The organism is Marinobacter bryozoorum (genome assembly GCF_023156245.1).
Classification (GTDB): domain Bacteria; phylum Pseudomonadota; class Gammaproteobacteria; order Pseudomonadales; family Oleiphilaceae; genus Marinobacter; species Marinobacter bryozoorum.
In genome coordinates, this window is the sequence record NZ_JAKZAH010000011.1 from 41,626 (window position 1) to 66,958 (window position 25,333).

25 protein-coding genes are annotated in these 25,333 nt (G+C 60.7%); 12 read left to right on the forward strand and 13 right to left on the reverse strand.

Translation table 11 applies throughout. The annotated features are described in order from the left end of the window. Nucleotides 1-120: 120 nt before the first annotated feature. The gene (gene leuA, locus MLC59_RS08410) at nucleotides 121-1,794 is read right to left on the reverse strand and encodes a 2-isopropylmalate synthase (RefSeq protein ID WP_248233316.1); all 1,674 of its coding nucleotides are present in this window, start codon (nucleotides 1,792-1,794) and stop codon (nucleotides 121-123) included. A gap of 142 nt (nucleotides 1,795-1,936) precedes the next feature. Between leuA and MLC59_RS08415 the strand changes: the two genes are divergently transcribed. Together MLC59_RS08415 and MLC59_RS08420 are read left to right on the forward strand one after the other, a co-directional pair. Continuing rightward, nucleotides 1,937-2,446 carry an Lrp/AsnC family transcriptional regulator gene (locus tag MLC59_RS08415; RefSeq protein ID WP_427901711.1) on the forward strand — a complete coding sequence of 170 codons (510 nt, stop codon included), beginning with the start codon at nucleotides 1,937-1,939 and terminating at the stop codon, nucleotides 2,444-2,446. 76 nt (nucleotides 2,447-2,522) lie between these two features. Then, the gene (locus MLC59_RS08420; protein ID WP_248233320.1) at nucleotides 2,523-4,256 is read left to right on the forward strand and encodes a proline--tRNA ligase; all 1,734 of its coding nucleotides are present in this window, start codon (nucleotides 2,523-2,525) and stop codon (nucleotides 4,254-4,256) included. 54 nt (nucleotides 4,257-4,310) lie between these two features. On the opposite strand, the gene murB is transcribed toward MLC59_RS08420, so the two are convergent. The 9 genes from murB to MLC59_RS08465 form a co-directional block, all read right to left on the reverse strand. Next, the gene (murB, locus tag MLC59_RS08425) at nucleotides 4,311-5,351 is read right to left on the reverse strand and encodes a UDP-N-acetylmuramate dehydrogenase (protein ID WP_248233322.1); all 1,041 of its coding nucleotides are present in this window, start codon (nucleotides 5,349-5,351) and stop codon (nucleotides 4,311-4,313) included. Next, the gene (locus tag MLC59_RS08430; protein WP_248233324.1) at nucleotides 5,351-5,833 is read right to left on the reverse strand and encodes a low molecular weight protein-tyrosine-phosphatase; all 483 of its coding nucleotides are present in this window, start codon (nucleotides 5,831-5,833) and stop codon (nucleotides 5,351-5,353) included. Before MLC59_RS08430 ends, murB begins: the two co-directional genes overlap by 1 nt. Nucleotides 5,834-5,863: 30 nt before the next feature. After that, nucleotides 5,864-6,634: a 3-deoxy-manno-octulosonate cytidylyltransferase gene (kdsB, locus tag MLC59_RS08435; RefSeq protein ID WP_248233326.1), complete on the reverse strand. Its 771-nt coding sequence runs from the start codon at nucleotides 6,632-6,634 to the stop codon at nucleotides 5,864-5,866. A gap of 4 nt (nucleotides 6,635-6,638) precedes the next feature. Continuing rightward, nucleotides 6,639-6,833, reverse strand: coding sequence for a Trm112 family protein (locus MLC59_RS08440; RefSeq protein WP_248233328.1), 195 nt, complete (start codon nucleotides 6,831-6,833; stop codon nucleotides 6,639-6,641). A gap of 1 nt (nucleotide 6,834) precedes the next feature. Then, a complete protein-coding gene (gene lpxK, locus MLC59_RS08445; RefSeq protein ID WP_248233330.1) occupies nucleotides 6,835-7,866 on the reverse strand; it encodes a tetraacyldisaccharide 4'-kinase in 1,032 nt (343 codons plus the stop codon). Next, the gene (gene msbA / locus MLC59_RS08450) at nucleotides 7,863-9,611 is read right to left on the reverse strand and encodes a lipid A export permease/ATP-binding protein MsbA (RefSeq protein ID WP_248233332.1); all 1,749 of its coding nucleotides are present in this window, start codon (nucleotides 9,609-9,611) and stop codon (nucleotides 7,863-7,865) included. Before msbA ends, lpxK begins: the two co-directional genes overlap by 4 nt. A gap of 63 nt (nucleotides 9,612-9,674) precedes the next feature. Beyond that, nucleotides 9,675-10,094 (reverse strand): ExbD/TolR family protein, encoded by a 420-nt coding sequence (locus MLC59_RS08455; protein ID WP_248233333.1) that lies wholly within the window; start codon nucleotides 10,092-10,094, stop codon nucleotides 9,675-9,677. Between the two features lie 5 nt (nucleotides 10,095-10,099). Next, nucleotides 10,100-10,726 carry a MotA/TolQ/ExbB proton channel family protein gene (locus MLC59_RS08460; protein WP_248233336.1) on the reverse strand — a complete coding sequence of 209 codons (627 nt, stop codon included), beginning with the start codon at nucleotides 10,724-10,726 and terminating at the stop codon, nucleotides 10,100-10,102. Between the two features lie 88 nt (nucleotides 10,727-10,814). Then, a complete protein-coding gene (locus MLC59_RS08465) occupies nucleotides 10,815-13,160 on the reverse strand; it encodes a DNA internalization-related competence protein ComEC/Rec2 (RefSeq protein WP_248233337.1) in 2,346 nt (781 codons plus the stop codon). 120 nt (nucleotides 13,161-13,280) lie between these two features. On the opposite strand from MLC59_RS08465, the gene MLC59_RS08470 reads away from it, so the two are divergent. After that, nucleotides 13,281-13,799: a DUF2062 domain-containing protein gene (locus MLC59_RS08470; protein ID WP_248233340.1), complete on the forward strand. Its 519-nt coding sequence runs from the start codon at nucleotides 13,281-13,283 to the stop codon at nucleotides 13,797-13,799. 40 nt (nucleotides 13,800-13,839) lie between these two features. Here the strand turns inward: MLC59_RS08470 and MLC59_RS08475 are convergent, their stop codons facing one another. Then, a complete protein-coding gene (locus MLC59_RS08475) occupies nucleotides 13,840-14,562 on the reverse strand; it encodes an ABC transporter ATP-binding protein (RefSeq protein ID WP_248233343.1) in 723 nt (240 codons plus the stop codon). Further along, entirely contained in the window at nucleotides 14,555-15,796 is a 1,242-nt protein-coding gene (locus tag MLC59_RS08480) for a lipoprotein-releasing ABC transporter permease subunit (RefSeq protein ID WP_248233345.1), read from the reverse strand. Before MLC59_RS08480 ends, MLC59_RS08475 begins: the two co-directional genes overlap by 8 nt. Before the next feature lie 184 nt (nucleotides 15,797-15,980). Here MLC59_RS08480 and MLC59_RS08485 point away from each other — a divergent pair, with 184 nt between their 5' ends. From MLC59_RS08485 to infA, 9 genes are all read left to right on the forward strand, one after another. Beyond that, nucleotides 15,981-16,571 carry a PilZ domain-containing protein gene (locus MLC59_RS08485; RefSeq protein ID WP_248233347.1) on the forward strand — a complete coding sequence of 197 codons (591 nt, stop codon included), beginning with the start codon at nucleotides 15,981-15,983 and terminating at the stop codon, nucleotides 16,569-16,571. 38 nt (nucleotides 16,572-16,609) lie between these two features. Continuing rightward, on the forward strand, nucleotides 16,610-16,915 hold the full coding sequence (locus MLC59_RS08490) for a hypothetical protein (protein WP_248233348.1): 306 nt from the start codon (nucleotides 16,610-16,612) through the stop codon (nucleotides 16,913-16,915). A gap of 127 nt (nucleotides 16,916-17,042) precedes the next feature. Continuing rightward, entirely contained in the window at nucleotides 17,043-18,077 is a 1,035-nt protein-coding gene (locus tag MLC59_RS08495; RefSeq protein ID WP_282450906.1) for an agmatine deiminase family protein, read from the forward strand. Continuing rightward, nucleotides 18,074-18,985, forward strand: coding sequence for a carbon-nitrogen hydrolase (locus MLC59_RS08500; RefSeq protein ID WP_248233350.1), 912 nt, complete (start codon nucleotides 18,074-18,076; stop codon nucleotides 18,983-18,985). The genes MLC59_RS08495 and MLC59_RS08500 overlap by 4 nt, the downstream gene beginning before the upstream one ends. A 21-nt stretch (nucleotides 18,986-19,006) precedes the next feature. Continuing rightward, on the forward strand, nucleotides 19,007-19,924 hold the full coding sequence (locus tag MLC59_RS08505; RefSeq protein ID WP_248233352.1) for an AAA family ATPase: 918 nt from the start codon (nucleotides 19,007-19,009) through the stop codon (nucleotides 19,922-19,924). 217 nt (nucleotides 19,925-20,141) lie between these two features. Then, complete coding sequence (gene trxB, locus MLC59_RS08510; protein ID WP_248233354.1) at nucleotides 20,142-21,095, forward strand: thioredoxin-disulfide reductase; 954 nt, start codon at nucleotides 20,142-20,144, stop codon at nucleotides 21,093-21,095. Nucleotides 21,096-21,151: 56 nt separating this feature from the next. After that, entirely contained in the window at nucleotides 21,152-21,877 is a 726-nt protein-coding gene (gene aat / locus MLC59_RS08515; RefSeq protein WP_248233355.1) for a leucyl/phenylalanyl-tRNA--protein transferase, read from the forward strand. Continuing rightward, entirely contained in the window at nucleotides 21,874-22,599 is a 726-nt protein-coding gene (locus MLC59_RS08520) for an arginyltransferase (protein ID WP_248233357.1), read from the forward strand. Before aat ends, MLC59_RS08520 begins: the two co-directional genes overlap by 4 nt. Before the next feature lie 135 nt (nucleotides 22,600-22,734). Next, nucleotides 22,735-22,953, forward strand: coding sequence for a translation initiation factor IF-1 (gene infA / locus MLC59_RS08525; protein ID WP_008938619.1), 219 nt, complete (start codon nucleotides 22,735-22,737; stop codon nucleotides 22,951-22,953). Between the two features lie 103 nt (nucleotides 22,954-23,056). Here the strand turns inward: infA and clpA are convergent, their stop codons facing one another. Further along, nucleotides 23,057-25,327: an ATP-dependent Clp protease ATP-binding subunit ClpA gene (gene clpA / locus MLC59_RS08530; RefSeq protein WP_248233359.1), complete on the reverse strand. Its 2,271-nt coding sequence runs from the start codon at nucleotides 25,325-25,327 to the stop codon at nucleotides 23,057-23,059. Nucleotides 25,328-25,333 lie beyond the last annotated feature (6 nt).

The window sequence follows — 25,333 nt, forward strand, 5'->3', positions numbered from 1 at the left end:
TTATGGTTTCCGGCCATTGCCCCTCACGGGCTTTGGACAAAAGAAAAGCCGGCCTTTGCCGGCTTTTCTTTATCCGGGGACCTGAACACCGTCCAGGTCCCTGGAACCTCCAGTCGAAGATCAGGCTGTTGCCTCAGCAACAGACTCCGGCGCACCGACGTGGTTACCCACCGCTGACAGCAACGCCTGCAGGGTGGCAGAGGTTGTGTCTTCCGCCAGCGCGGCGGAACTGCGGACCTCGCCGTCCACCACGATGCGGATGCAGGCCAGCGCGTTGGCGTTGGTGCCCTCGCCCAGGGCGAACTCGTCATAGGCTTCCACCGCCAGGGTGATGCCATAAGTGTCCTGCAGTGCCGCCACAACAGCCTCTACCGCACCCAGACCGTGCCCCTTCAGCTCAATGGCTGGCTGACCGAACTTCACCGTGGCATTAACGCCCTCCTCATCCCGGTGCAGGTCGTAGGTACTCAGGCGCCATGCATTATCCACCGCCAGGTACCGGTCCTCAAACAACCGGTGGATGGTGTGGGAATCAATCTCGCCACCGTGAGTTTCTGCCTCTTTCTGGACACACTGGCTGAACTCGATCTGCAGCCAGCGCGGCAGGCTGATCTTGTAGTCCCGCTCCAGCACGTGGGCAACACCGCCCTTGCCAGACTGACTGTTGATACGCACCACTTCTTCATAGCGACGGCCCAGGTCCTGGGGATCAATCGGCAGGTAGGCTACGTTCCACTTGTCGCCATCCTTGCGGTAGGCCAGGCACTTGCGGATAGCGTCCTGGTGACTGCCGGAGAAGGCCGTGAACACCAGTTCACCCGCATAGGGGTGACGAGGATGCGTGGAGATCTCGGTGCAGGCCTCCACCACATCGGTAATCTCGGCCATGTTGGACATGTTCACTTGCGGGTCTATGCCCTGGCTGTACAGGTTCATGGCCATGGTGACCAGGTCCATGTTGCCGGTGCGCTCACCATTACCCATCAGCGTACCTTCAACCCGGTCGGCACCGGCCATGACGGCCAGTTCGGCGGCAGCAACACCGCAGCCCCGGTCGTTGTGGGTATGCACGCTGATGCTGACATGCTCACGACGCTGGATGTTGTCGCAGATCCACTCGATCTGGTCAGCGAATACGTTCGGGGTGGCCATTTCCACGGTTGCCGGAAGATTGATAATCACCTTCTGACCCTGGTCCGGGCGCCACACCCCGGTGACCGCGTCGATCACCTCGGCGGCATAGTCCAGCTCGGTACCGGTAAAGCTTTCCGGGGAATACTGGAACGTCCAGTCGGTATCCGGGTAGCGCGCGGCAATTTCCTGCACCAGGCGGGCACCGTCGACGGCGATCTGCTTGATGCCTTCGCGGTCCATACCAAACACCTGCTCCCGCTGGACGATGGAGGTGGAATTGTAGACGTGGACGATGGCCCGCTTCGCACCTTCCAGGGCCTGGTAGGTGCGCTCGATCAGTTCGGGACGGGCCTGGGTCAGCACCTGGATGCGGACGTCGTCCGGAATCCGGTCTTCCTCGATCAGTTTGCGGCAGAAGTCGAAGTCAGGCTGGCTGGCGGCCGGGAAACCAATCTCAATCTGCTTGAAGCCTACCTTGACCAGCAAATCAAACAGGCGCTGTTTCTGGGCTACGGTCATGGGCTTGACGAGCGCCTGGTTACCATCCCGCAGATCTACGGCACACCAGTCAGGGGCCTTTTCGATGACCTGGTCAGGCCAGCGACGGTCAGTTTTGCGCACTGGCTGGAAGGGAATATATTTGCTGTGATCGAAAGCCATGATGTCTGCCCTTTTCCTGATTCGATAGATTCAACGCTATGGTTCTATATTAACGCAGATAACCGGGAATTTGATTGCTTTTTTGGCCACCAATGAGAAAATTACGGCAACAAAAATCCAATTTACTGACAAAAAGCGACACATGATGCCAACGAGATCCCGGGAAGTGCACGAACTGGACCGAACCGACCGCCGAATCCTCGAAGCCCTGCAACAGGACGGCGCCCTCAATAACCAGCAACTGGCCGAAGCGGTCGGGCTGTCCCCCTCCCCCTGCCTGAGACGGGTGCGAGCGCTGGAGGAAGCGGGCATTATACTCGACCGGGTCACGGTACTGGACCACAAGAAGCTCGGCCTGTCGCTCACCGCGATTATCCTCATCGGCATGGACCGCCACACACCGGAACGGTTTGAGGCCTTCGAGCAGCAGGTGGCCGATTATCCGGAGGTCCAGGAGTGCTACCTGATTACCGGCCAGGACGCAGACTATATGCTCAAGGTCGTGGTTCCGGACATGGACCACTACCACGAGTTCCTGCTCAACCAGATTACCCGGATTCCAGGGGTCAGCGGTGTTCACTCAAGCTTCGTGCTGCGACGCGTGATCGACTCCACGGCCCTGCCCCTGAAATATCTCGAGGGCGAGGTATAACCGGTTCATTTCTGGCTCAAGGCACGTACAATAAGCTCTACATCGACATTCTCACTCTTTCGTTACGGAAACCATAATGCGAGCAAGCCGTTATCTGATTGCCACCCTCAAGGAAAACCCCTCCGATGCCGAAATTATCAGCCATCAGCTGATGCTGCGTGCCGGCATGATCCGCAAGCTGGCTGCCGGTCTGTACACCTGGTTGCCACTGGGTTTGCGGGTGCTGCGCAAGGTGGAGCGCATCGTGCGGGAAGAAATGGACCGCAGCGGTGCCCAGGAAGTGTTGATGCCGGCGGTACAGCCAGCGGAACTGTGGCAGGAATCCGGCCGCTGGCAACAATATGGTGGTGAACTGCTGCGCCTGAAAGACCGGCACGACCGGGATTTCTGTTTCGGTCCGACCCATGAGGAAGTCATCACAGACCTGATCCGTAACGAACTGAAGAGCTATAAGGAACTGCCCGCCAACTTCTACCAGATCCAGACCAAGTTCCGGGACGAGCGTCGCCCGCGCTTTGGGGTGATGCGGGCCCGGGAATTCCTGATGAAGGATGCGTATTCCTTCCATATCAACGGTGAGTCCCTGGATGAGACCTACGAGGTCATGCATCGCACCTACTGTGCCATCTTTGACCGTCTGGGCCTGGACTATCGTCCGGTGGTGGCGGACTCCGGCGCTATAGGTGGCAACGCCTCCCACGAATTCCATGTACTGGCTTCATCCGGCGAGGACGAAATTGCCTTCAGTACCGCCAGCGACTACGCCGCCAATATTGAAAAGGCTGAAGCCCTGGCGCCGGCCGGTGACCGACCAGCCCCGTCTGAGACCATGACCGAGGTGGCCACCCCCGGCCAGACCACCATCGCGGCCATCGCCGAATTCCTGAAAGTGCCCGCCGAGAAAACCGTCAAGACCCTGCTGGTGAAGGCCGAAGCGCCGGAAGGCGAAGAGGCCGGACTGGTCGCCCTGATTCTGCGGGGCGATCACACCCTGAACGACATCAAGGCGGAGAACCTGCAAGGCGTGGCTGAGCCCCTCACCATGGCCAGCGACGAGGAAATCCGCCAGGCGACTGGCTGTACGCCGGGCTCCATTGGCCCGGTAAACCTGGCAGTGCCGGTCATTGTTGACCGTTCCGCCGCCCACCTGGCGGACTTCGTCTGCGGCGCCAACCGGGAGGGTTATCATCTTACCGGCGTAAACTGGGAGCGGGATGTCCCCTTGGGCCGGGTAGAAGACGTGCGCAATGTGGTGGAGGGTGATCCCAGCCCGGATGGCAACGGCACGCTGGAGATTCGCCGGGGTATCGAGGTAGGACACATTTTCAAGCTCGGCAACAAGTACAGCACAGCCATGGGCGCTACTGTACTGGATGAGCACGGCAAGAACGCGGTGCTGGAAATGGGCTGTTATGGCATCGGGGTCTCCCGAATCGTCGCTGCCGCCATCGAGCAGAACCACGACGATCGGGGCATTATCTGGCCGGAAGCCATCGCGCCTTTCCAAGTAGCCATCGTCACACTGAATGGCCACAAGTCCCCGGCGGTAAAGGAAGCCGGTGAGAAGCTCTATGAACAGCTCACCCAGGCGGGCTTCGATGTCCTGCTGGATGATCGCAATGAACGCCCGGGCGTTAAGTTTGCCGACCTGGAACTGATGGGCCTGCCCCACCGGGTAGTCATCTCCGACCGGGGCCTGGGTGCCGGAACCCTGGAGTACAAGGGGCGCCAGGACGCCGACAAACAGGATCTGCCGGCAGACAATGCCCTGGACTTCCTGCTTGCAGCCTCTTCCACCCGGCGCTCGTAGCAATAGGGGCCGCAGTCAGTCGATTGCGCTGACTGCGGCAACTTCTGCGATCCTTCAGGGTTGGTTCAGCCCGCAGTCACCGGGTACGGCCCCTGGCTCCATCTCGAGCAAAACACCGTAGCGACCCATGACATCGTCACGGATGCGTCGCGCCAGTTCCAGTATATCCTGACCGGTGCCACCAGAATGGTTGACCAGGACCAGTGCCTGCCGGTGGTGCACCCCCACAGTCCGGTTACGGTACCCCTTCCAGCCACACTGATCGATCAGCCAGCCTGCTGCGAGCTTGACGCCATCGTCGGCCGGGTAGGCAACCATCTCCGGCCACCGCCCCTTCAGCTCTTCCCAGTGGGCCTGGCTCACGACCGGGTTCTTGAAAAAGCTCCCGGTGTTTGGCAACTGCGCCGGATCCGGTAACTTGCGGCGGCGAACGGCCATGACCGCTTCTGCCACATCCAGGGGCGACTGCGGACTATTGCCATCGAACCACTGGCCCAGCTCCCCGTAACCCAGAACATAGGGGCGAGTGCGACTGAGACGCAAGCGGATTTCCAGGATCAGGTACCGTTCAGGCTCACATTTGAACAGGCTGTCCCGATAACCGAAACGGCAAGCCGCCCTGTCCAGCGTTACCTGCTGACCATGCTTACGATCCCAGGCCAGCAGGCTGACAAATGAGTCAGACAGCTCAACCCCGTAGGCACCGATATTCTGCACTGGCGCCGCCCCGGCGGTGCCGGGAATCAGGGCGAGGTTCTCGATCCCCCGATATCCGGCACCGGCTGCGTAGAGAACACTCTGGTGCCAGTTCTCGCCGGCTGCGAGCACAATCGTGGCTTCATCCCCTGCGACTGCCTCCCAGCGTCGGCCTGGCAGGGCCATATGCAGGATCAGCCCTGGAAAGTCTTCGCAAAAAACCAGGTTGCTGCCAGAGCCGACTACCTGTACCGGTATCCCGTCCTCACTGGCCCAGGCCAGTGCCGAACAGGCCTCCCCAGGGGTTGATGCATTGAGCAGGTACCGGGCGGTGGCCGGCGTGGCCATAGTGCTCAGCGGCTTGAGGTCGGCATTCTCGATGAGGTTGCGCGGGCGCATCAGTCCAGGTGAGCCCGGATGTCCGCCAGCAGACCTTCGCTGGCCTGGTGAATCAGGTCCAGGACATGGTCAAAGCCATCGTCGCCACCGTAGTAGGGATCCGGCACTTCGGAAACGGGGTTATCCGGCAAGTAATCCAGGAACAGGCGGGGTTCGGTACCGCCCTGTTGCATCCAGACATCACGAATGTCCGCCAGGTTCTGCCGGTCCATGGTCAGGATATAGTGGAAGGCTTCCAGGTCTTCAGGCTGGAATTGCCGCGCTCGTAGATGGCCGATATCAACTCCCCGACCGGCGGCAGCCTTGCGCGCGCGCTCATCCGGGGCCGAGCCCACATGCCAGTTGCCGGTTCCACAGGAATCTACCGCCACCCGGGCCGAGAGGCCATGGTCTTCCAGGTACCGGCGGAAGACACCCTCCGCGGTGGGGGACCGGCATATATTGCCAAGGCACACGAACAGTACGCGGATCGGATCGCTCATTAAATGCTCCTTTCTGAATTCGACCCCGGTTCAGTTGGCCAGGGTCAGCCATTGCCGGACCCGTTCCAGGTCCTCCGGGGTATCGACGCCGGCGGGAGGCTGCTCCAGGGCCTCACTGACATGGATACGGGCCCCCTGGTACAGGGCCCTCAGCTGCTCCAGGCTTTCGGTCAGCTCGGTAGGAGCCGGGGGCCAGGCCACAAAGCGATGCAGCAGACTGACCCTATAGCCATAGATACCGATATGCCGCCAGGCCTGATAGTCGTCCGGCAACTGCTCAGGTACCTGTCCGGCCTGCCAGTCTGACCGGGACCAGGGCACCGGTGCCCGGCTGAAATAATGGGCGTAGCCGTCATGGTCCCGCACCACTTTCACCACGTTGGGATTAAACAGCTCCGACGGATCGTGGATACGCTCACACAGGGTAGAAATGGCCGCGTCCCGGTAGGACTCCAGGGCATCGGCCACCTGGTCGATCAGGGCCGGTGGAATCAGCGGCTCGTCCCCCTGCACATTCACCACACAGGCATCGTCGCCAAGTCCGAGGCGGGTAACCACCTCTTGCAGCCGGTCAGTCCCGCTGGCGTGGTCCGGCGAGGTCATTACCACTTCCGCCCCGAACCCCTGACAGGCCCCCTCGATGCGTTCGTCATCCGTGGCCACCAGAACGCGGTCGGCACGGCTTCGACAGGCCTGCTCATACACATGGTGAATCATCGGCTTGCCACCGATATCCGCCAGCGGTTTCCCGGGCAGGCGGGACGAAGCGTAGCGGGCAGGGATTACAACGGTAAAAGCCACGCCCTCACCCTACCGGCCGGTCTACGCGCTCTTCAGCGCCCAGGGTACGGGCCTCGCTGGCCAGCATCACCGGGATGCCTTCACGGACAGGAAACGCCATGCCATCGGCATAGCACACCATCTCGTTCCGCTCCCGGTCCAGTTTCAGGTCGCCTTTGCACACCGGACAGGCCAGCATGGCAATCAGTTTGTTGTCCATGTCATATCTCTCGCAGTAGGGAAGCATCGAGGCCGCGGGCGGCCAGTTTGCTGTTCAATGCCAGGTTTACAGCGCTCCCGAACGATTCAGGCAGTTCGGGAGTTACATCAAGCACCCAGCAACGCTCGTGGGCAAACGGCCGAATCTTGACAGCGTCCTTGGCGGTCATCAATACGGGGCGCTCATCGCCGGTTGCGATGTCCTGCCCAGTATATCGGTGATGGTCGGGGAACGCCCGGCCCACCACCTCTGCGCCCAGGTGCCGAAGCTGATCAAAGAAGCGCCCCGGGTTGCCTATACCCGCCAAGGCCACGCAATTCCGACCACGAAGCCATGCCTCAGCAAAGGTGCTCTCTCCGCTAAGCAGGTGGCGCACGCCGGCAGGCTGCAGGGTCATGGCATAGCGTTGCGGGTGGTCCGGTACCAGGGGCCCGGCAGGGCCATTGACCACCACCAGGTCAACATCCTGCAACCGGCCCACCGGTTCCCGCAGGGGCCCCACCGGCAGCCCGGCCCCGTTTCCGATACCGCGAACACCGTCGAACACGGTAATTTCAACGTCCCTGGCCAGGGCGTAGTGTTGGAGCCCGTCATCACAGAGAAAGAGGTTACCCAGACCCTGGTCCAGCGCCATGATGGCCGATGCCCGCCGTTGCGGGTGCACAACCACCGGGCAACCAGTCTGGGCAGCCAGCATCACCGGCTCATCACCAGCCACGGCCGGGTCGCTGTCACCACTGACCAGCAATGGCTCATCCCCGGGCCGCTTGCCACCATACCCCCGGGAGAGTATCACCGGGCGCCAACCCTGATCACGGAAATGGGACGCCAGCCAGGCCGTGAGGGGGGATTTCCCGGTCCCCCCGGCGGTGATATTTCCAACCACCACAACGGGAACAGGGAGCGGTTCAGCGCCTGCCGTCAAGCGGGTTCGGCGCCAGCTTGCCAATGCCCTGTAAAGCCACGCCAGGGGCATAAGCGGCCATAACGGACGCCCTGCCCCGTACCACAGCCGTCCGGTGAGGTCCTTCATCCGTTTTCACTGAACTGCATCTGGTGAAGCTGGGCGTAGGCGCCGCCGGCGTCCAGCAATTGCCGGTGATTACCGTCTTCCATAATACGGCCGGACTCCATCACCAGGATACGGTCGGCCTTTTCAATGGTGGACAGGCGATGGGCGATTACCAGCGTCGTACGGCCTTTCATTACCACCTCCAGGGCATCCTGGATATGACGCTCGGATTCGGTGTCCAGGGCCGAGGTGGCTTCGTCGAGAATCAGGATGGGGGCATCCTTCAACAAGGCCCTTGCAATCGCAAGGCGCTGACGCTGGCCGCCAGACAACATGACGCCGTTATCACCCACCATGGTATCCAGCCCTTCGGGCATCCGCTCGATAAACTCCATGGCATGGGCCTTGCGGGCCGCCTCGATGATCTCTTCCCTGGAACGGTCCCGCAAAGAACCATAGGCGATATTCGCCGCAATGCTATCGTTGAACAGCACTACATTCTGGGTAACCAGCGCGATCTGCGACCGCAGCGAACTCAGGGTGAAGTCGGTAACCGGGTGCCCGTCAATCCGGATCTCACCCTGGTAATATTCGTAGAATCGTGGCAACAAACTGACCATGGTGGACTTGCCACTGCCGGAACGGCCTACCAGCGCCACACTCTGCCCCGCCGGGATGTCCAGGTTGATGTGGTGGAGTACATCATCCAGGTTGTCCTGGTAACGGAAGCAGACGTCGTCAAAACGAATGTCCCCCTGCACCCTTGCCGGCGCGTACTGGCCATCATCCCGCTCCGGTTCTTCATCCAGGGTGCCAAACACATCATGGGCAGCGGCGACACCTTTCTGGATCTTGCTGTGAACGGAGGTAACCTGGCGGATGGGCTTTGCCATGGTGGCCGCAGCGGTGATGAAGGCTACCAGCTGACCGGTGGTCATGGTGCCGCGTATTTCCGGAGCCAGCATGACCCAGACCAGGGCCGCAATCGCAACGGCAACCAGCACCTGAACCACCGGTGTGGCGATGGCCTGGGTAGAGGCCATTTTAAGGCCCTGCCTCATGGTGCGGTCGGCTACTTCTCCGAAGCGCTCCCGCTCATACTCCTCGCCACCAAAGGTCCGCACAACCCGGTAGCCCGTGATGGATTCCGACGACACATGGGTCACATCCCCCATTGAGCTCTGTATACGCCGGCTGATTTTCCGGAAACGCTTGCTGGCATAACTCACCACCAGGCCGATCAACGGGCCTATGGCCACGAACACCAGGGTCAGCTTCCAGTTGGTGTAGACCATGAAAGCCAGCAACCCGACAATGGTCAGGCCTTCCCGCAGAAGGATGGTTACCGCGTTGGTTGCAGCGTCAGCCACCTGCTCGACGTTGAAAGTCAGCTTCGATACCAGGCGGCCGGAGGCATTATTGTCAAAGTACCGGGACGGCAACCCCAGCATCCGGTTGAATACCTGCTTGCGCAGGGCATTTACCACGTGGCGGCCGACATAGGCAATAAAGTATTGGCCCATGAAGGTGCCTACGCCGCGAAACGCGAAAACACCCACGATCAAAACCGTGAGCATCAGGCGATTCTGTGCACTGGGATTCTCAATGGCCTCGATGACGTATTCCATTGCCGCCGCCATCCCGGTAGAGGCAGCGGCGTAGATAATATTGCCGACCACCGCCAGGGAAAACGCGATCCAGAAAGGTTTAACGTACTTGAGCAAACGCCCGTAGGTCTGCCAGTTGGAAGCTTCAGCTTGGTTCATTGCCCCGCCAGGTGGTTGTCGGAATTGAGGAGTCCCTGCCTGGAGCCGGTCAGGGACGCCCTGTCACTCATCCGATGTGGGATCTGTGGTGAAACTGATTCGGGTAAACCCCAGCTTGCCGGCAACGTCCATGGCCCTGATGACAAACTCGTGCGCTGTCCGCGCATCCGCCGTAATCACGAACGGCAGGGTGTTACTCTCGCCGGCAACGTCCCTTATTGCCTGCTCGAGGGTGCCCCGACGATTATTGATCAGTGTGCGGCCATTCACAATGTAATGTCCGTCTGCGTTTACTACCAACTCCACCTGCTCAACCTCTGTGGTTACCGGTTCACCGTCCGCTTCCGGTAACTGGATATTGAGGTGGGTATCGTCCGGCAGGGTTGTTGATACCATCAGGAAGATAAGCAGCAGGAACACCACATCGATCAGGGGGGTGAGGTCCACGCCCACTTCGCGGCTTCGCTGGCGTTGGAATTTCACGGCCGTCAGGCTCCCTCAACATCGATTTCACGGTCACCGACCACCACTTCCACTAGGCGAATGGCTTCCTGCTCCATGCCGACAACCAGCGCCTCAATGCGGCGGATCAGGTAGCGGTGTGCGATAAGCGCCGGAATTGCGACGGTCAGACCCGCTGCCGTGGTCACCAGGGCTTCGGAAATACCCCCTGAAAGTGTGGCAATATTGGCGGCGCCCGCACCCTGCATCCTGGAGAAGACCTTGATCATACCGATGACGGTGCCCAGCAGGCCGAGCAAGGGAGTGATGGTGGCGATGGTACCAAGCGGGTTCAGGAATCGCTCAAGGTCATGGATAACCTGGGCAGCTTCCTGCTCGATACTTTCCTTCATCACATCACGGCCATGCTTGGCATTGGTCAGGCCACTGGCCAGTACCCGGCCGGTGGGAGACGAGGATTGAAGTACCTTGAGCTTGCGGTTGTTGAGCTCGTCGGCCTTGATCCAGCGCCAGAGTTCAGCCATCACATCCGGCGGTGAAACGCGGGACGGGCGGAGTGTCCAGAGACGCTCCAGGACAATGGCCAGCGCCAGAATGGAGCACAACACAATGGGCACCATCACGATGCCACCCGCTTTTAAAAGCTCAAACACGCACAGTCTCCCCTGATCTGTTACAAGCGGCGCTACTTTAGCATAGCCACGAAATCAGACCACATCCGAAAACGGCGTATGGGAAGGATTACTCACTACCGGCTTTTGAAAGCGGTTCTGGTGGCCGAATCCAGAAGGGAGCGTCCTGCCGCCACTGCATAGTACTCACCCCCTCCGGCGTCAGCGCAAGTCGTATGGCCCCCGAGGTTGCTGTATTCAGAAGCTCACTGCCCTCAACCTGGTAACGGGCCACCACGTCACCATGGGGGTGGCCGTAACGGTGGCGATAGCCGGCGGTAAAGATAACCCGTTCCGGCGACAGAGACCGGACAAAGCCGGGACTCGATGAGGTCTTGCTGCCATGGTGAGGGGCCACCAGGGTTAGCTCACCCTCCCGGTGAACCAGTGCCGGAAAGTCCTCCAGCAGGTATTGCTCAACCTTGCGGGAAATATCCCCGGGCAGAAGCAACTGGTGCTCCAGGAATGTCAGAACCACAACACAGGACTGGTCATTGGAGTCGTTGCCAGCCAATTCTTCCTGTGCCTGCCAGAACCCCACGGTCACCTGCCCTACCTGCAATGGCTTGTGGTTGCGGCAAGCCGTTGCGACCTGGCCCATCCTCCCCGGCAGGCGGGAAGGCTCACCGGCGACGATGCGGCGCGGCTGGTACTTTTCCATAAACGCCGACAGCCCACCAGCGTGGTCCTGGTCACCGTGGCTTATCACTAAGGTGTCAATTGAGCTGATGCCGACGCGGTCCAGGGACGGAATCAGCACCTCCGACACGGCGCTGTATCCCGAGCCGGACTCCGGGCCGGTATCATAAAGCAGGGTTTGGCCTTCATGCCGCACCAGCACTGAAAGTCCCTGGCCCACATCCCATATCCAGACCTCGGGTGTCGACTGCCAGCCCGGCCTGGCACCAGCGGCATTGACCAGCAAGATCAGCACGGCCATTGCCAGGTTGGCGAGGCGTAGACGGTTACAGGGCCACCAAAGGGCCAGCAAAACCAGAACCGAAAACGTAAAGGCAAGCCAGGCCGGCAATCGCCCGGCGGGCATATCCAGTTGCGCCAACTCGACCAGCATCCACCACAGGGCGCCCAGCACGTAATCCAGCAGCAACAGGATCGGCTCCGGCACAACACCGCCGGATACCAGCATGATGGCGCCAACAACCAGCAACAGGGGCATCACCAGGAAGGAAAGCCAGGGGATCGCAAGGATGTTCGCCACCAATCCAGCCCAGGCGGCACTCTGGTCAAGCATCGACAGCACGGGCCAAAGGCCGGCAAATACCGCAGCCTGGGCCAGGACCAGCGATTTCAGTGGGCCTGGCCTTCCATGCAACCGGCTGAACACAAGTACCAGCACTGCAACGGCGCCGAACGACAACCAGAAGCCCTGGTCCAGCGGCCCGAATGGATCCGCCAGCAACACCAGGCCCAGGGCCGCCAGCCAACCCTGCCAGGCACCTGCAATGCGGCCACCCAGCAAAAGCCATCCTGCAATGGCGACCATCACCAGGGCCCGTCGGGTCGGCACGGTGAACCCGGCCAGGAGGGCATAGCCCAGAGCCGCCAGGGTAACCACCAGCCAGGTCCTGAAACGTTGCTGCCGGGCGGTCATTTGTGGCTGCGGTAGCCGGCCGGAGAGCCAGCGCAACAGCAAGCCGGCGATGCCTGCTACCAGCCCGAGATGGAGCCCCGAAATAGCCACCAGGTGAATGGTACCGGTGGCCTCCAGCACGCTCCAGTGGCTGTTATCTAGCTGCCCCCGGTAGCCCAGCAACAAAGAAAGCGCCAGCGCCTTGTGCTCTGTACCCTCAAGGGCAGCATTGGCTGCGGCAACGAGCGCCTGGCGCCAGCGATGATAACGACAGACAGGCCCACATGCGCCTGCGGGGTTTGCTTCCAGCGCGCGGACGGAGCCAGTGGCGCCGTAGCCCTTGCGGAATAACCAGGTCTCATAGCGAAAGCCGCCCGGGTTAACGGCGCCATGGGGGCGTTTCAGGATAACAGTAGTGGTCAACGGGCTCGGCAGTGCCAGCGTCGCACCATCGCCATACCAGGCCAGGCGCAGGCGGCCAGGGACACCCGGGGGGCGTTCACCGTCGACACAGAGGCTGAAGCGAACACTGCCCCAGGCTCCGGGTGCCGGCGCTGAACAAAGAAAACCTGATACCGTGAGGGGCCTGCCTTCCAGGGACGGATCGAGCCGGTCAGCAAGTCGCCATTGCGCAAACAGGGCTGCCCACACCAGCCCGGCCAGCACACTGAATACCAGCAGCCTTGGCCCGGGCACCAGCCACCTGCGGCTTACGGTAATCACTACCAGCACCAGGCCGGCGGATACCAGTGCCCATAGTGGCGTGAAAAGCCCCGAGTAAAGTATGATGACGCCGCAGGCAAAGGCGGCGATCCCTGTTCCCATCAGTCGGACCGTCCCTATCCAGACAAGGTGCTTTCCTGCGCCTTGTGTGTCCAGTCAAGCAGGCACGCGGGCCCGGGTCACAGTTCCCGGACAGCCTCGGCAAACAGGCTTTTCTTCGATATGCCGAAGAAGTTCATGAAACGCTATATCCCGTCACCGGAGAAAGTGCGCTCTATCGAGTCGCTGCGCTTTCTCGGGGATATTGTCCATGAGCCCAACCTGTGGCATATCAACCGCCACAGTGTCGCACGTGCCTTCCTGGTCGGAGTTTTCCTGGCATTCATTCCGATGCCGTTCCAGATGCTGGCGGCGGCCTTCGGAGCGGTCATGCTCAACGCCAACCTGCCGCTATCCGTCGCCCTGGTATGGATCAGCAATCCGCTCACCATGCCACCGATCTTCTACTTCAATTACAAACTTGGCGCGATGCTGCTCAACAAACCGGTGATTACCTTCGAGTTCCAGCTGTCCTGGCACTGGCTCAGTGAGCGTATCGTGGAAATCGGCATCCCGCTTTACATCGGATCTGTCGCTGTCGCCACTGTGTCAGGGTGCGTCAGCTACCTGGTCATCCAGTACCTGTGGCGGCGCAAGGTTCGCAAGGACTGGCGGGAGCGTCGCCAGGAACCTGTGCGCTAGGAGTCTGCGCGGCAGAAAGTCCCGCAGACTCCTGGTATCCCTAGTGTCCCTGGACCGGAACAGGGTGGAGCCTGCCCTGCTCCAGCTTCAGCACTCGTCCCAGGCTCCTGGCCATGCCCATATCATGGGTCACCACCACGAAGGCAATACCGAGCCGGTCCCGCAGTCCCTCGATTAACCGCTGAACACTCTCGCCGGTCTGTTCGTCCAGGTTGCCGGTGGGCTCATCCATCAGCACACATTCCGGTTCGTTCACCAGCGCCCGGGCAATGGCTACCCGCTGACGCTCGCCACCCGATAGCTCACCGGGCTTGTGATCCAGGCGCTCGGCCAGTCCCACCTGGGCCAGCATGGCATCGGCCTTCTGGCCAGCCTTCTGTACCGACATCCCGCCGAGGGTGCACGCCAGCATAACGTTCTCCCGGGCCGAGAATTCCGGCAGCAGGTGGTGGAACTGGTAAACAAACCCCAGATGCTGGTTACGGAACCGGGCCCGGCGGGCCTCGCCCATCCGGTGGATCTGCTCACGGCAGATGCTGATATCCCCGGTGGATGGCCTATCCAGGCCGCCCAGAAGATTCAGCAGGGTCGTCTTGCCAGCGCCACTGCTGCCAACGATAGCGACGGTTTCCCCGGCACTCACGGTCAGGGAGATATCGGAAAATATGGTCAGTGTGACCGGCCCCTCTTTGTAGGTGCGGGTCAGGTTGTGGCACTCGATCACCGGGGGTTTGCCGGCTTCCATGACATGGTCCTTATTCATAGCGCAGGGCCTCCGCCGGATCGACCCGGGATGCCCGCCAGGCCGGGTAGATCGTCGCAAGCAGGCTCATGGCGAGGCCGGCACTGCTGATAATCGCCACATCCGGCCACTGCAGATCAGACGGCAGGTAACTGATGAAATAGACATCGGCGTTGAGGAACTGGTGATTGAGCAGGTTCTCCAGTCCGCTGATCAGGTCGCTGATATACAGCGCACCGAGAATGCCAAGCCCGGTACCCACCAGGGTCCCGAACACCCCGATAATCGCGCCCTGGATCATGAAAATGCGCATGATACGTCCCGGGGTTGCCCCCATGGTGCGCAGAATGGCGATATCACCGGTTTTGTCCGTAACCACCATCACCAGCGTAGAAACAATGTTGAACGCCGCTACCGCGACAATAAACATCAGCAGCAGGCCAATAATCGTCTTCTCCATCTGTATCGCACTGAACAGGCTGCCGTGGGTTCGCGTCCAGTCAGAGATATAATACCGGCCGCCAAGACTGAGGGCGGCTTCCTCCACCACCGCCGGTGCAGCAAACAGGTCATCCACCAGCAGGCGGACACCTTCTGCCAGGCCGCCGGTTCGCATCAGCTTACCGGCATCATCCATGTGGATCAGTGTGTAGTTGCCATCCAGCTCGGCGCCGGTACTGAAGATACCCGCGACCGTAAAGCGCTTCAGCCTTGGCATCACACCAGCAGGGCTGACAGACGCTTCCGGCAGCACCACCGTCAGTTTGTCCCCCACCTGTAAACGGAGGCTCGCCGCCAGCGGCTGGCCAACGATGATACCGAAATCCCCGGATTGAAGGCTGCCCAGGCTACCCTCGATCATCTGACTGGCGATAATGGAGACGGTATCCTCCTGCTCAGGAATGATTCCCTTGATCAGCACTCCACGAACATTACCACCACCGGTCACCATACCCTGCCCCTCGATAAAGGGGGCGGCGGCCAGTACCCGGGGGTGCTCGGCAACCTTCTGGTCAATGGATTCCCAGTCGGCGAGGTAGGGGTCGCCCTTGACGACCGCGTGGGGCACCATGCCCAGCACTTTTTCCTTGAGCTCCCGGTCAAACCCGTTCATGACCGAGAGCACAATGATAAGCACGGCAACCCCCAGCATGAGGCCGATCATCGAGGTCAGGGAAATAAAAGAGATGAAATGGTTTCGTCGCTTGGCTGCGGTGTATCGCAGGCCGATATAGAACGAGAGGGGTCGGAACATACAGGTCGCCTGTCACTACCGGAAGTCGAATCGGATGCTCCCGACTGCCTTGCCACCGGGAAGCTGCTAAACTGTTCAAAAAACGGCTATTCTGCCGGAAACCCTGCTCCGGATCGAGGCTGGCAAGGCGCCAGGTTTGCCCGGCACGGCAGCCCTTACAACAAATACCCGCTGTGGAGCCCTGATGAACCCGGACCCGCAAAACCCAGACCGGCGCGATTTCTTTCGTATCCAGGACCGGATCGGCCTGGAGTACCACCCGCTGGCGGCAGAGGGCCATGGCTCGACAAATCCTTTCCAGGAAGACCACCTGGACGGGCTGAAGTCAGAACTGAAACGCCTGGACCTGGAGTTTCGCAATCAGCTTCCGCTGCTGGCAGAGCGTGACCGGTTAACGGCAGCCCTGCTCAAGTCCCTGAACGGCAAGGTCGATACGCTCGCGCGCATTATGGCCTTTGAGCAAAATCCGTTGCAACCGGAACACTGGCGTAATGTGACCCTCAGTGAAGGCGGCGTAAGCTTTCTGGCACCCCGTGGTGAGCTCGCTGTCGGCACGCCACTTGCCTTGAGGCTGACCCTGCCACCGGAACTCTACCGTCCACAGGCCCGGGCCGAAGTGGTCGAGGTTTCCCCCGCCACAGCCAGCGAAGATGCGCATCTGGAGGAAATTCATACCACCTTCACGGACATATCCGACGCCGACCGCCAGCAGATTGCGAAACACGTCATGCGGTGGCAGATTCGCCAGAGACAGGGCGATGCCCGGCCGCAATAATGGGCCCGGAAATTACAGAAGTTTCAGGAGAGCTGACCATGAACAAACTGATATCCACGGCCTTTGCTGCGAGCCTGGTGCTTGCCGCCATGGGCGCGGTTCTGTCCTTGCCCGCCCAGGCCGAGCAGATCAAGGTGCCAGTAATGTCCCAGGGAGACCGGGGCACCCTGGCCCTGCCCCAGACCGGCCAGTCCCGCGAAGGCGTCAGGCAGCGGTTCGGCGACCCGGTCAGCACATCCGGACCAGTGGGCGACCCGCCCATTTCCCAGTGGCACTACGACGATTTCGTGGTGTATTTCGAATACAGCCACGTAATTCACGCCGTCGCACGACACAATCACTGAGCCGGGGCTGTGACGGGCCTGCTTCAAACCGGTAGAATGCAGCCCTTCCCCGCGGTAACTGCCGGCTGGCGGTTCCTGCCCCTGAACCACTGACAGGATGGTTGTAATTTTGACTTCGACACGCGCGATGCCTGCCGAATGGGCACCCCAGAGTGCCGTCATGCTGACCTGGCCCCACCCCGGCACCGACTGGTTCCATAGCATGGACAGGGTGGAACCGGTGTTCCTGGCCATAGCCCGGGCGATCCTCCGTTTCCAGCACTTGCTCATCAGCTGCGAGCATGTGTTCCGTGCCGAGCAACTGGACCGGGAGCTCAACCAGTGGGCCCGGGACAACAACCTGCCCGGACGAGCCCATTGCGTTGCCGCACCCGCGAACGACACCTGGGCAAGGGACCATGGCCCGATTTCTGTCACGACGCCTGAAGGCACCCGGTTGCTGGACTTTCGCTTCAATGCCTGGGGCGGAAAGTTCCCCTGGGAGAAAGACAACGCCCTTAACCAGCACCTTGCCACTGCGGGCTGCTTCGGTGATACACCACTGGATAAAGTGGACTTCGTGTTGGAGGGAGGCTCCATCGAGTCCGACGGTGAGGGTACTCTGCTCGTTACCAGCGAATGCTTGATGACCCCGACCCGGAACCCGGATTACGACCGTGCGGCGATCGAAGCACTGCTGGGAGAAACGCTGGGCGCAGAACGCGTACTCTGGCTGAACCATGGTTACCTGGCCGGGGACGACACCGACAGCCATATCGACACCCTGGCCCGCTTCGTCAGCCGGGACCACATCTGCTTCGTGCGCTGCGAAGACCCGGAGGATGAACATTACCCGGCCCTCAGCACCATGGAAGAAGCGCTTCGGGAATTCCGCCAGACCGACGGTACGCCCTATCGGCTCACCCCCCTGCCGTGGCCAGACGCCATAGTCGACGACGAAGGCCAGCGGCTGCCGGCCACCTATGCGAACTTCCTGATCATCAATGATGCCGTACTGTTGCCCGTGTATGACGTGCCCCAGGACGAGGCGGCGCTGATCACGTTCCGGGAAATCTTCCCTGACCGTGAAATCATACCGATCCCCTGTCGCCCACTGATCGAGCAACACGGCAGCCTGCATTGCGTCACCATGCAGTTGCCCGCCGGAGTCGTTGAGCTATGAGTCATGGACAGCTCAGGGTTGCAGCCATCCAGCAGGCCTGTTCCAGCGACAAGGACGCCAGCCTAGCCACCACCGAACGCCTGGTCCGCGAAGCGGCGGCAGGGGGTGCGCGGCTGGTCATACTGCAGGAGCTCCACGCCACCCTGTATTTTTGTCAGACCGAGGACACGGCCACGTTTGACCTGGCCGAGCCCATACCCGGCCCCACAACCGAGCGCCTTGCAGGCCTGGCCCGTGAACTGGGTATCGTGCTGGTGGGCTCGGTCTTTGAGCGGCGAATGAACGGCGTTTACCACAACACCGCCGTGGTACTGGAGTCCGACGGTTCCCTTGCAGGCCTGTACCGCAAGATGCATATCCCGGACGATCCGGGTTTCTACGAAAAGTTCTACTTTACGCCGGGCGACGCCACCTTCAATGAAGGGCAAAGCGGCTTCACACCCATCGATACCTCCGTTGGCCGCCTTGGCCTCCTGGTATGCTGGGACCAGTGGTATCCGGAGGCTGCCCGCCTGATGGCCCTGGCCGGGGCAGAGATACTCATCTATCCCACAGCCATCGGCTGGGACACCACTGACGAGCCGGACGAACAGGCCCGTCAGCTGGACGCCTGGGTAACCGTTCAGCGCGGCCACGCCGTCGCCAATAACCTCCCGGTTATCGCGCCCAACCGTATTGGTACCGAAGCGGACCCGACAGGCCAGGGAACGGGTATCCGCTTCTGGGGTAACAGCTTTATCTGTGGCCCCCAGGGGGAATTCCTGGCACGGGCCGATGAAGCGCAGGAAACCATTCTCTTTGCGGATATCGATCGCCAGCGGAGCGAGTCCATCCGGCGTATCTGGCCGTATTTCAGGGATCGTCGGATCGACGCCTACGGCGATCTGCTCAAGCGGGTCCGGGACTGAAGCCACAACACTGAGAAGCCCATGAAGAAACTGATCGATGCCGCGGTCACCGAGCTCAATCATATCGTCCTCGGCAAGGAGCCGCAGATTCGCCTGGCCCTGTGCGGACTTTTGGCGCGCGGACACCTGTTGATCGAGGATATTCCGGGCATGGGCAAGACCACCATGTCCCATGCCCTGGCGAAAGTCATGGGGCTGAGCTATCAGCGCATCCAGTTTACCAATGACCTGTTGCCGGCGGATGTCCTGGGCTTCTCCATGTACGACCGGGAAGCCGGGTCCCTGGTGTTCCATCAGGGACCGATCTTCGCCCAGGTGGTCCTGGCCGACGAGGTCAACCGGGCCTCACCCAGAACCCAGAGTGCCCTGCTCGAAGCCATGGAGGAGAGGCAGGTCTCCATCGAAGGGGAGACCCGTCCGCTGCCCTGGCCATTCTTCGTGATTGCCACCCAGAACCCGGTGGAACAGGGCGGCACCTACCCCCTGCCAGAATCCCAACTGGACAGGTTCCTGATGCGCCTGCGGCTGGGCTACCCGGATCCGAAGGCCGAACGCGAGTTACTCGAAGGTGAAGACCGCCGCCAGATGACAGAGCGCCTGCGCACCATGTTCACCCCGGAGGACCTGGCAACCCTGCAACAGGGCGTGGCGCGAGTGAGCACCAGCCCTGCGCTGCTGGATTATATCCAGAACCTGCTTGAGGCCAGCCGCCGCATGCCAGGGCTGGTCTACGGCCTTTCCCCCAGGGCAGGTCTTGGGCTGGCACGGGCTGCCAGGGCCTGGGCCCTGATGCAAGGCCGCCATCACGTGCTGCCCGATGATGTCCAGGCCGTTTTGCCGGCCATTGCCGGCCACCGCCTGGAGCAGGGCGACAGCGGCAAAGGTGAGCAGCGGGTGCGGCAACTCCTGGAACAGGTTCCCGTAATCGGGCGCACCTGAGTTTGCCGTATAGCGACATTCAATAACCGAAATTACAGCAATCAAATTCGCGTTCGGTTAAGGACTTGGTATGCTCCTGTGCCAAACCATGCGACTGATTCTACCTGGCGTTTCCGTATAGCTGCTCCCTTGATAGACAGCGATTCGCCCCGATACTCATAATGACGGTAATCCGGCAACGCCATCGACCGTTGCCCCGAACTTCAAGAGACGAGCAATGACCGACAGCAAACATTCCCGACTGATTATCCTCGGCTCCGGCCCCGCCGGTTACACCGCCGCTGTTTACGCGGCCCGCGCCAACCTTAACCCGACCCTGATTACCGGTATTGAGGTAGGCGGCCAACTGACAACCACCACCGATGTGGATAACTGGCCGGGAGATAACGACGGCGTTCAGGGTCCTGAGCTGATGCAGCGCATGCTGAAGCATGCCGAGCGTTTCGAGACCAGCATCGTCTACGACACCATCAATGAAGCCGACCTTCGCAACCGCCCATTCCGCCTCAAGGGTGACAGCGGCGAATACACCTGTGATGCCCTGATTATTGCCACCGGTGCGTCCGCCATGTACCTGGGCCTGGAGTCGGAAGAGAAATTCAAGGGCCAGGGCGTATCCGCCTGTGCTACCTGTGACGGTTTTTTCTACAAGAAGCAGAAGGTCGCCGTCATCGGGGGTGGAAACACCGCCGTTGAGGAAGCCCTGTACCTGTCCAATATTGCCGACGAGGTAACCCTGGTTCATCGTCGTGACCAGTTGCGGGCCGAGAAGATCCTGCAGGACAAGCTGTTCGAAAAAGCCGAGAACGGCAACGTCAACATCGTCTGGAACCATACGCTGGACGAGGTACTCGGCGATGGCACAGGCGTGACCGGCATGCGCATCCGCAGTACCGAGGATGACAGTACCCGTGAGCTGGATCTTGCCGGCGTATTCATCGCTATTGGTCACCGCCCCAACACCGACCTGTTCGAAGGCCAGCTGGAAATGGAAGGCGGTTACATCCGCATCCGCAGCGGGCTTGAAGGCATGGCCACCCAGGCCAGCGTTCCCGGCGTCTTTGCAGCGGGTGACGTAGCAGACCACGTATACCGCCAGGCAGTGACCTCAGCCGGTTTTGGCTGCATGGCGGCCCTGGACGCCGAGAAGTTCCTGGACCAGCAAGGCTGATGCCAGACAACAGACCACCCCGGCCCGGCCGGGGTGTGTAACAGGAAGCGGATACCATGAGCGCCCTGCCCTGGCTTGATCCGGAATACCTGTGGTTCCCTCCGGCAGACGAAGCCCTGGAAGAGCCCGACGGCTTGCTCGCCCTGGGAGGCGACCTGTCGCCTGACCGATTGCTCTATGCCTATCGCCACGGGATCTTTCCATGGTTCAGCGACGACCAGCCTATTCTCTGGTGGTCGCCCGATCCGCGCTGTGTCATTTTCCCCACTGAAATCCATGTCTCCCGAAGCCTGCGCCGCACCCTGAACCGGGAGCAGTTCAGGATCACCACTGACCTGGCCTTTCGACGCGTGGTTCACCTGTGCGGCTCTACCCGCCCGGAAGGTACCTGGATTACCGATGACATGGAGCAGGCCTATGTCGAACTGCACCGGCAAGGCCATGCCCATTCCATAGAGGCCTGGAACCGTCGAGGGGACCTGGTGGGCGGTCTCTATGGACTCGCTATCGGCCGCTGCTTTTTCGGTGAATCCATGTTTTCCCTGGAAACCAACGCCTCCAAGACCATCTTGGTGCACCTGTGTGGCCAGCTGCAAAAGGGGGGCTACCAGATAATGGACTGCCAGGTAGAAAGCCCCCACCTGGTGCGCATGGGGGCCAGTATTATCCCCCGCACGGATTTCTTATCTATACTGGAAGCAAACATCGACCGGCCTCCGCAACAGGCGCAGTGGCAACTGGACTGGACCTGGCGAGGCAGACCTCCGGAGACTCCCGCATGAGCAGCCTGAGAACGCTGGTATTCTTCGCGACACCGGCTCACAGCTGTAGTTACCTGCCGGACCGGGATGCCACCACCATGTTCGTGGACCCGAGGGCCCGGGTCGACAAGCGCCTGTACTCCCAACTGACAGCGCTGGGTTTTCGCCGCAGCGGGTCACATTACTACCGGCCCCACTGCGAGCACTGCAACGCGTGCGTACCTGTGCGCCTGGATACCCGCGCGTTTCGCCCTGACCGCTCCCAGCGCCGGGTCTGGAAGCGTAACCAGGACGTCACCTTCCGCCTGGTTCCGGCCCGGTTCTCCGAGCGCTATTACCAGCTCTACGCCCACTATATTAACGAACGCCACGCCGATGGTGACATGTACCCACCCTCGCGCGATCAGTTCCAGTCCTTCCTTGTTGAAGGCGCAACCGATAGCTGGTTCCTGGAAATCACCCTGGATGACGAGCTGATCGGGTTGGCCGTAGTCGATGTACTGGATGATGGACTCTCGGCAATCTATACCATATTCCATCCCGACTATGACGATCGTAGCCTGGGAACCCTTGCGATCCTTTGGCAGGTACAGGAAGCCCGTGAACGGGGGCTGCCCTGGGTCTATCTCGGGTACTGGATTTCCGAAAGCCGTAAAATGAACTACAAAACCCGTTTCCGACCCATAGAGGCCTTGCTGGACGGTACCTGGCAGGCATTTGACCCGAACACCCGGGACCGATAAAACCCTGCCCGGCACGGCATCTTCGCCCCTTGCATTTCTGCAAATTACCCGCATTTTTTGCCAAAGGCGCGCAAATGAGGCAGAATTGCGCCATTCCGGAATCAGGGAAACCCAATCAAGCGAGGTTCTTACTGAATGGCGAAATCAGATGTCATTGAAATGGAAGGCGTTATTGTAGACACCCTTCCGAATACCATGTTCCGTGTCGAGCTGAGCAACGGTCACGTTGTTACGGCCCACATCTCCGGCAAGATGCGCAAGAACTATATCCGCATCCTCACTGGCGACAAGGTGAAGGTCGAGCTGACTCCCTACGACCTGAGCAAGGGCCGCATCGTTTACCGCGCCCGTTGATTGCCGCCATGCCGGGTCTGCACACTGCGGCCTGACATCTGCGCAAAAAGAAAGCCCCGCCTTGGCGGGGCTTTCTTCGTTGCGGCTGGCAGATTCGCGACCGCTACACAGCTTCGGCCGGTTCATTCTCGTATTCGAACACCAGCTCCCCATCCTTGAGGTGGACGTTCACCTCGCCGCCATTTTCTGACAAGGCGCCAAACAGTATCTGCTCGGCCAGCGGCCGCTTGATCTTGTCCTGGATCAGACGTCCCATGGGGCGAGCCCCCATGGTGGGATCATAGCCCTTCTCCGCCAGCCAGAGCTTGGCTTCGTCGTCCACATGGAGTACCACGTGCTTCTCGTCGAGCTGGGCCTGGAGTTCGGTAAGGAACTTGTCCACCACATGGGTGATGATTTCCGGGGCCAGGCCACCAAACTGGATAATGGAATCCAGGCGGTTGCGGAACTCCGGCGTAAACATCTTGTTGATCACCTCCATGCCATCGGTGCTGTGATCCTGCTCCTGGAAGCCGATGGAGCGACGGCTGATATCCTCCGCGCCGGCGTTGGTGGTCATCACCAGGATGACATGGCGGAAGTCCGCCTTCCGGCCATTGTTATCGGTCAGGGTACCGTGGTCCATGACCTGCAACAGCAGGTTGAACACCTCCGGGTGGGCCTTCTCGATCTCATCGAGCAACAGCACACAGTGGGGGTGTTTGTTCACCGCCTCGGTGAGCAGACCGCCCTGATCGAAGCCGACATAGCCGGGGGGCGCGCCAATCAACCTGGATACGGTGTGACGCTCCATGTACTCGGACATGTCGAACCGAACCAGCTCGATACCCAGCACCTTGGCCAGCTGACGGGTCACCTCTGTCTTACCCACACCGGTGGGACCGGCAAACAGGAACGCACCCTCCGGCTTCTCCGGCGCCTTCAGTCCTGCCCGTGCCAGCTTGATGGCGTTGGACAGCGACTCGATGGCCGTGTCCTGGCCGAACACGGTCATCTTCAGGTCCCGCTCCATGTTGCGCAGCAGGTCCTTGTCGCTGCTGGAGACACTCTTCGGCGGGATACGGGCAATGGTCGCCACCACGTCTTCGATGGCGGAGACACCGATCACCTTGCGACGCTTGGCTTCCGGCAGCAATCGCTGACGTGCACCCGCTTCGTCGATCACATCGATGGCCTTGTCCGGCAGGTGCCGGTCGGAGATATACCGGTCCGCCAGCTCCGCCGCGACCCTCAGCGCCTTGTCCGTGTACTTGAGGTCGTGGTGCTTCTCGAAGTGGGGCTTGAGCCCTTTCAGGATCTGGTAGGTGTCCTCGACACTGGGCTCGTTGACATCAATCTTCTGGAAGCGCCGCGCGAGTGCGCTGTCTTTCTCGAAAATGCCACGGAACTCGGAGAAGGTAGTAGAGCCAATACAACGGATCTCCCCGGAGCCGAGCATGGGCTTGAGCAGGTTGGATGCATCCATCACACCGCCCGACGCGGAACCGGCACCGATAATGGTGTGGATCTCGTCTATAAACAGGATCGCCCGCTTCTCTTTCTTCAGTTCCGCCAGCAGACCCTTGAGACGCTTTTCAAAATCCCCCCGGTACTTGGTGCCCGCCAGCAGCGCGCCCAGATCCAGGGAGTAAACCACGGCATCAGAAATGATTTCGGGCACCTGGCCGTCAACGATACGCTTTGCCAGGCCTTCGGCGATGGCAGTCTTGCCCACCCCGGCCTCACCCACCAGCAGCGGATTGTTCTTGCGGCGGCGCACGAGGATCTGCACAACCCGCTCGACCTCGTGTTCACGGCCAATCAACGGGTCGATACGGCCCTGGCGCGCCTGTTCGTTGAGGTTGCTGGCATAGGCTTCCAGCGGGCGATTGGATGAGCCCTCCTCAGCCGCCTCTTCCTGGGCCGCAGCATCCGGTGCCTCCTGGTCCTCAGCACCCTGCACCCGGGAAATCCCGTGGGAAACAAAGTTCACCACGTCAATCCGCGCGATGTTCTGCTTTTTCAGCAGGTAAACCGCCTGGCTCTCCTGCTCACTGAAAATGGCAACCAGTACGTTAGCCCCGGTGACCTCCTTCTTGCCGGAAGATTGTACATGGAACACCGCCCGCTGCAGGACCCGCTGGAAACCCAGGGTCGGCTGGGTTTCCCGCTCACTGTCACTGCCGGGGATCAGCGGCGTTGTCGAATCGACAAACTCGGTAAGCTCATCCTGGAGTCGCTGCAGGTCCGCCCCGCAGGCTTTGAGGACGCCCACCGCTGAGTCGTTATCCAGCAATGCCAGCAGCAGGTGCTCAACCGTCATGAACTCATGACGCTTGTCACGGGCATTCCGGAAAGCGGCATTCAGCGTAATTTCAAGATCTTTGCTCAGCATGGGCCA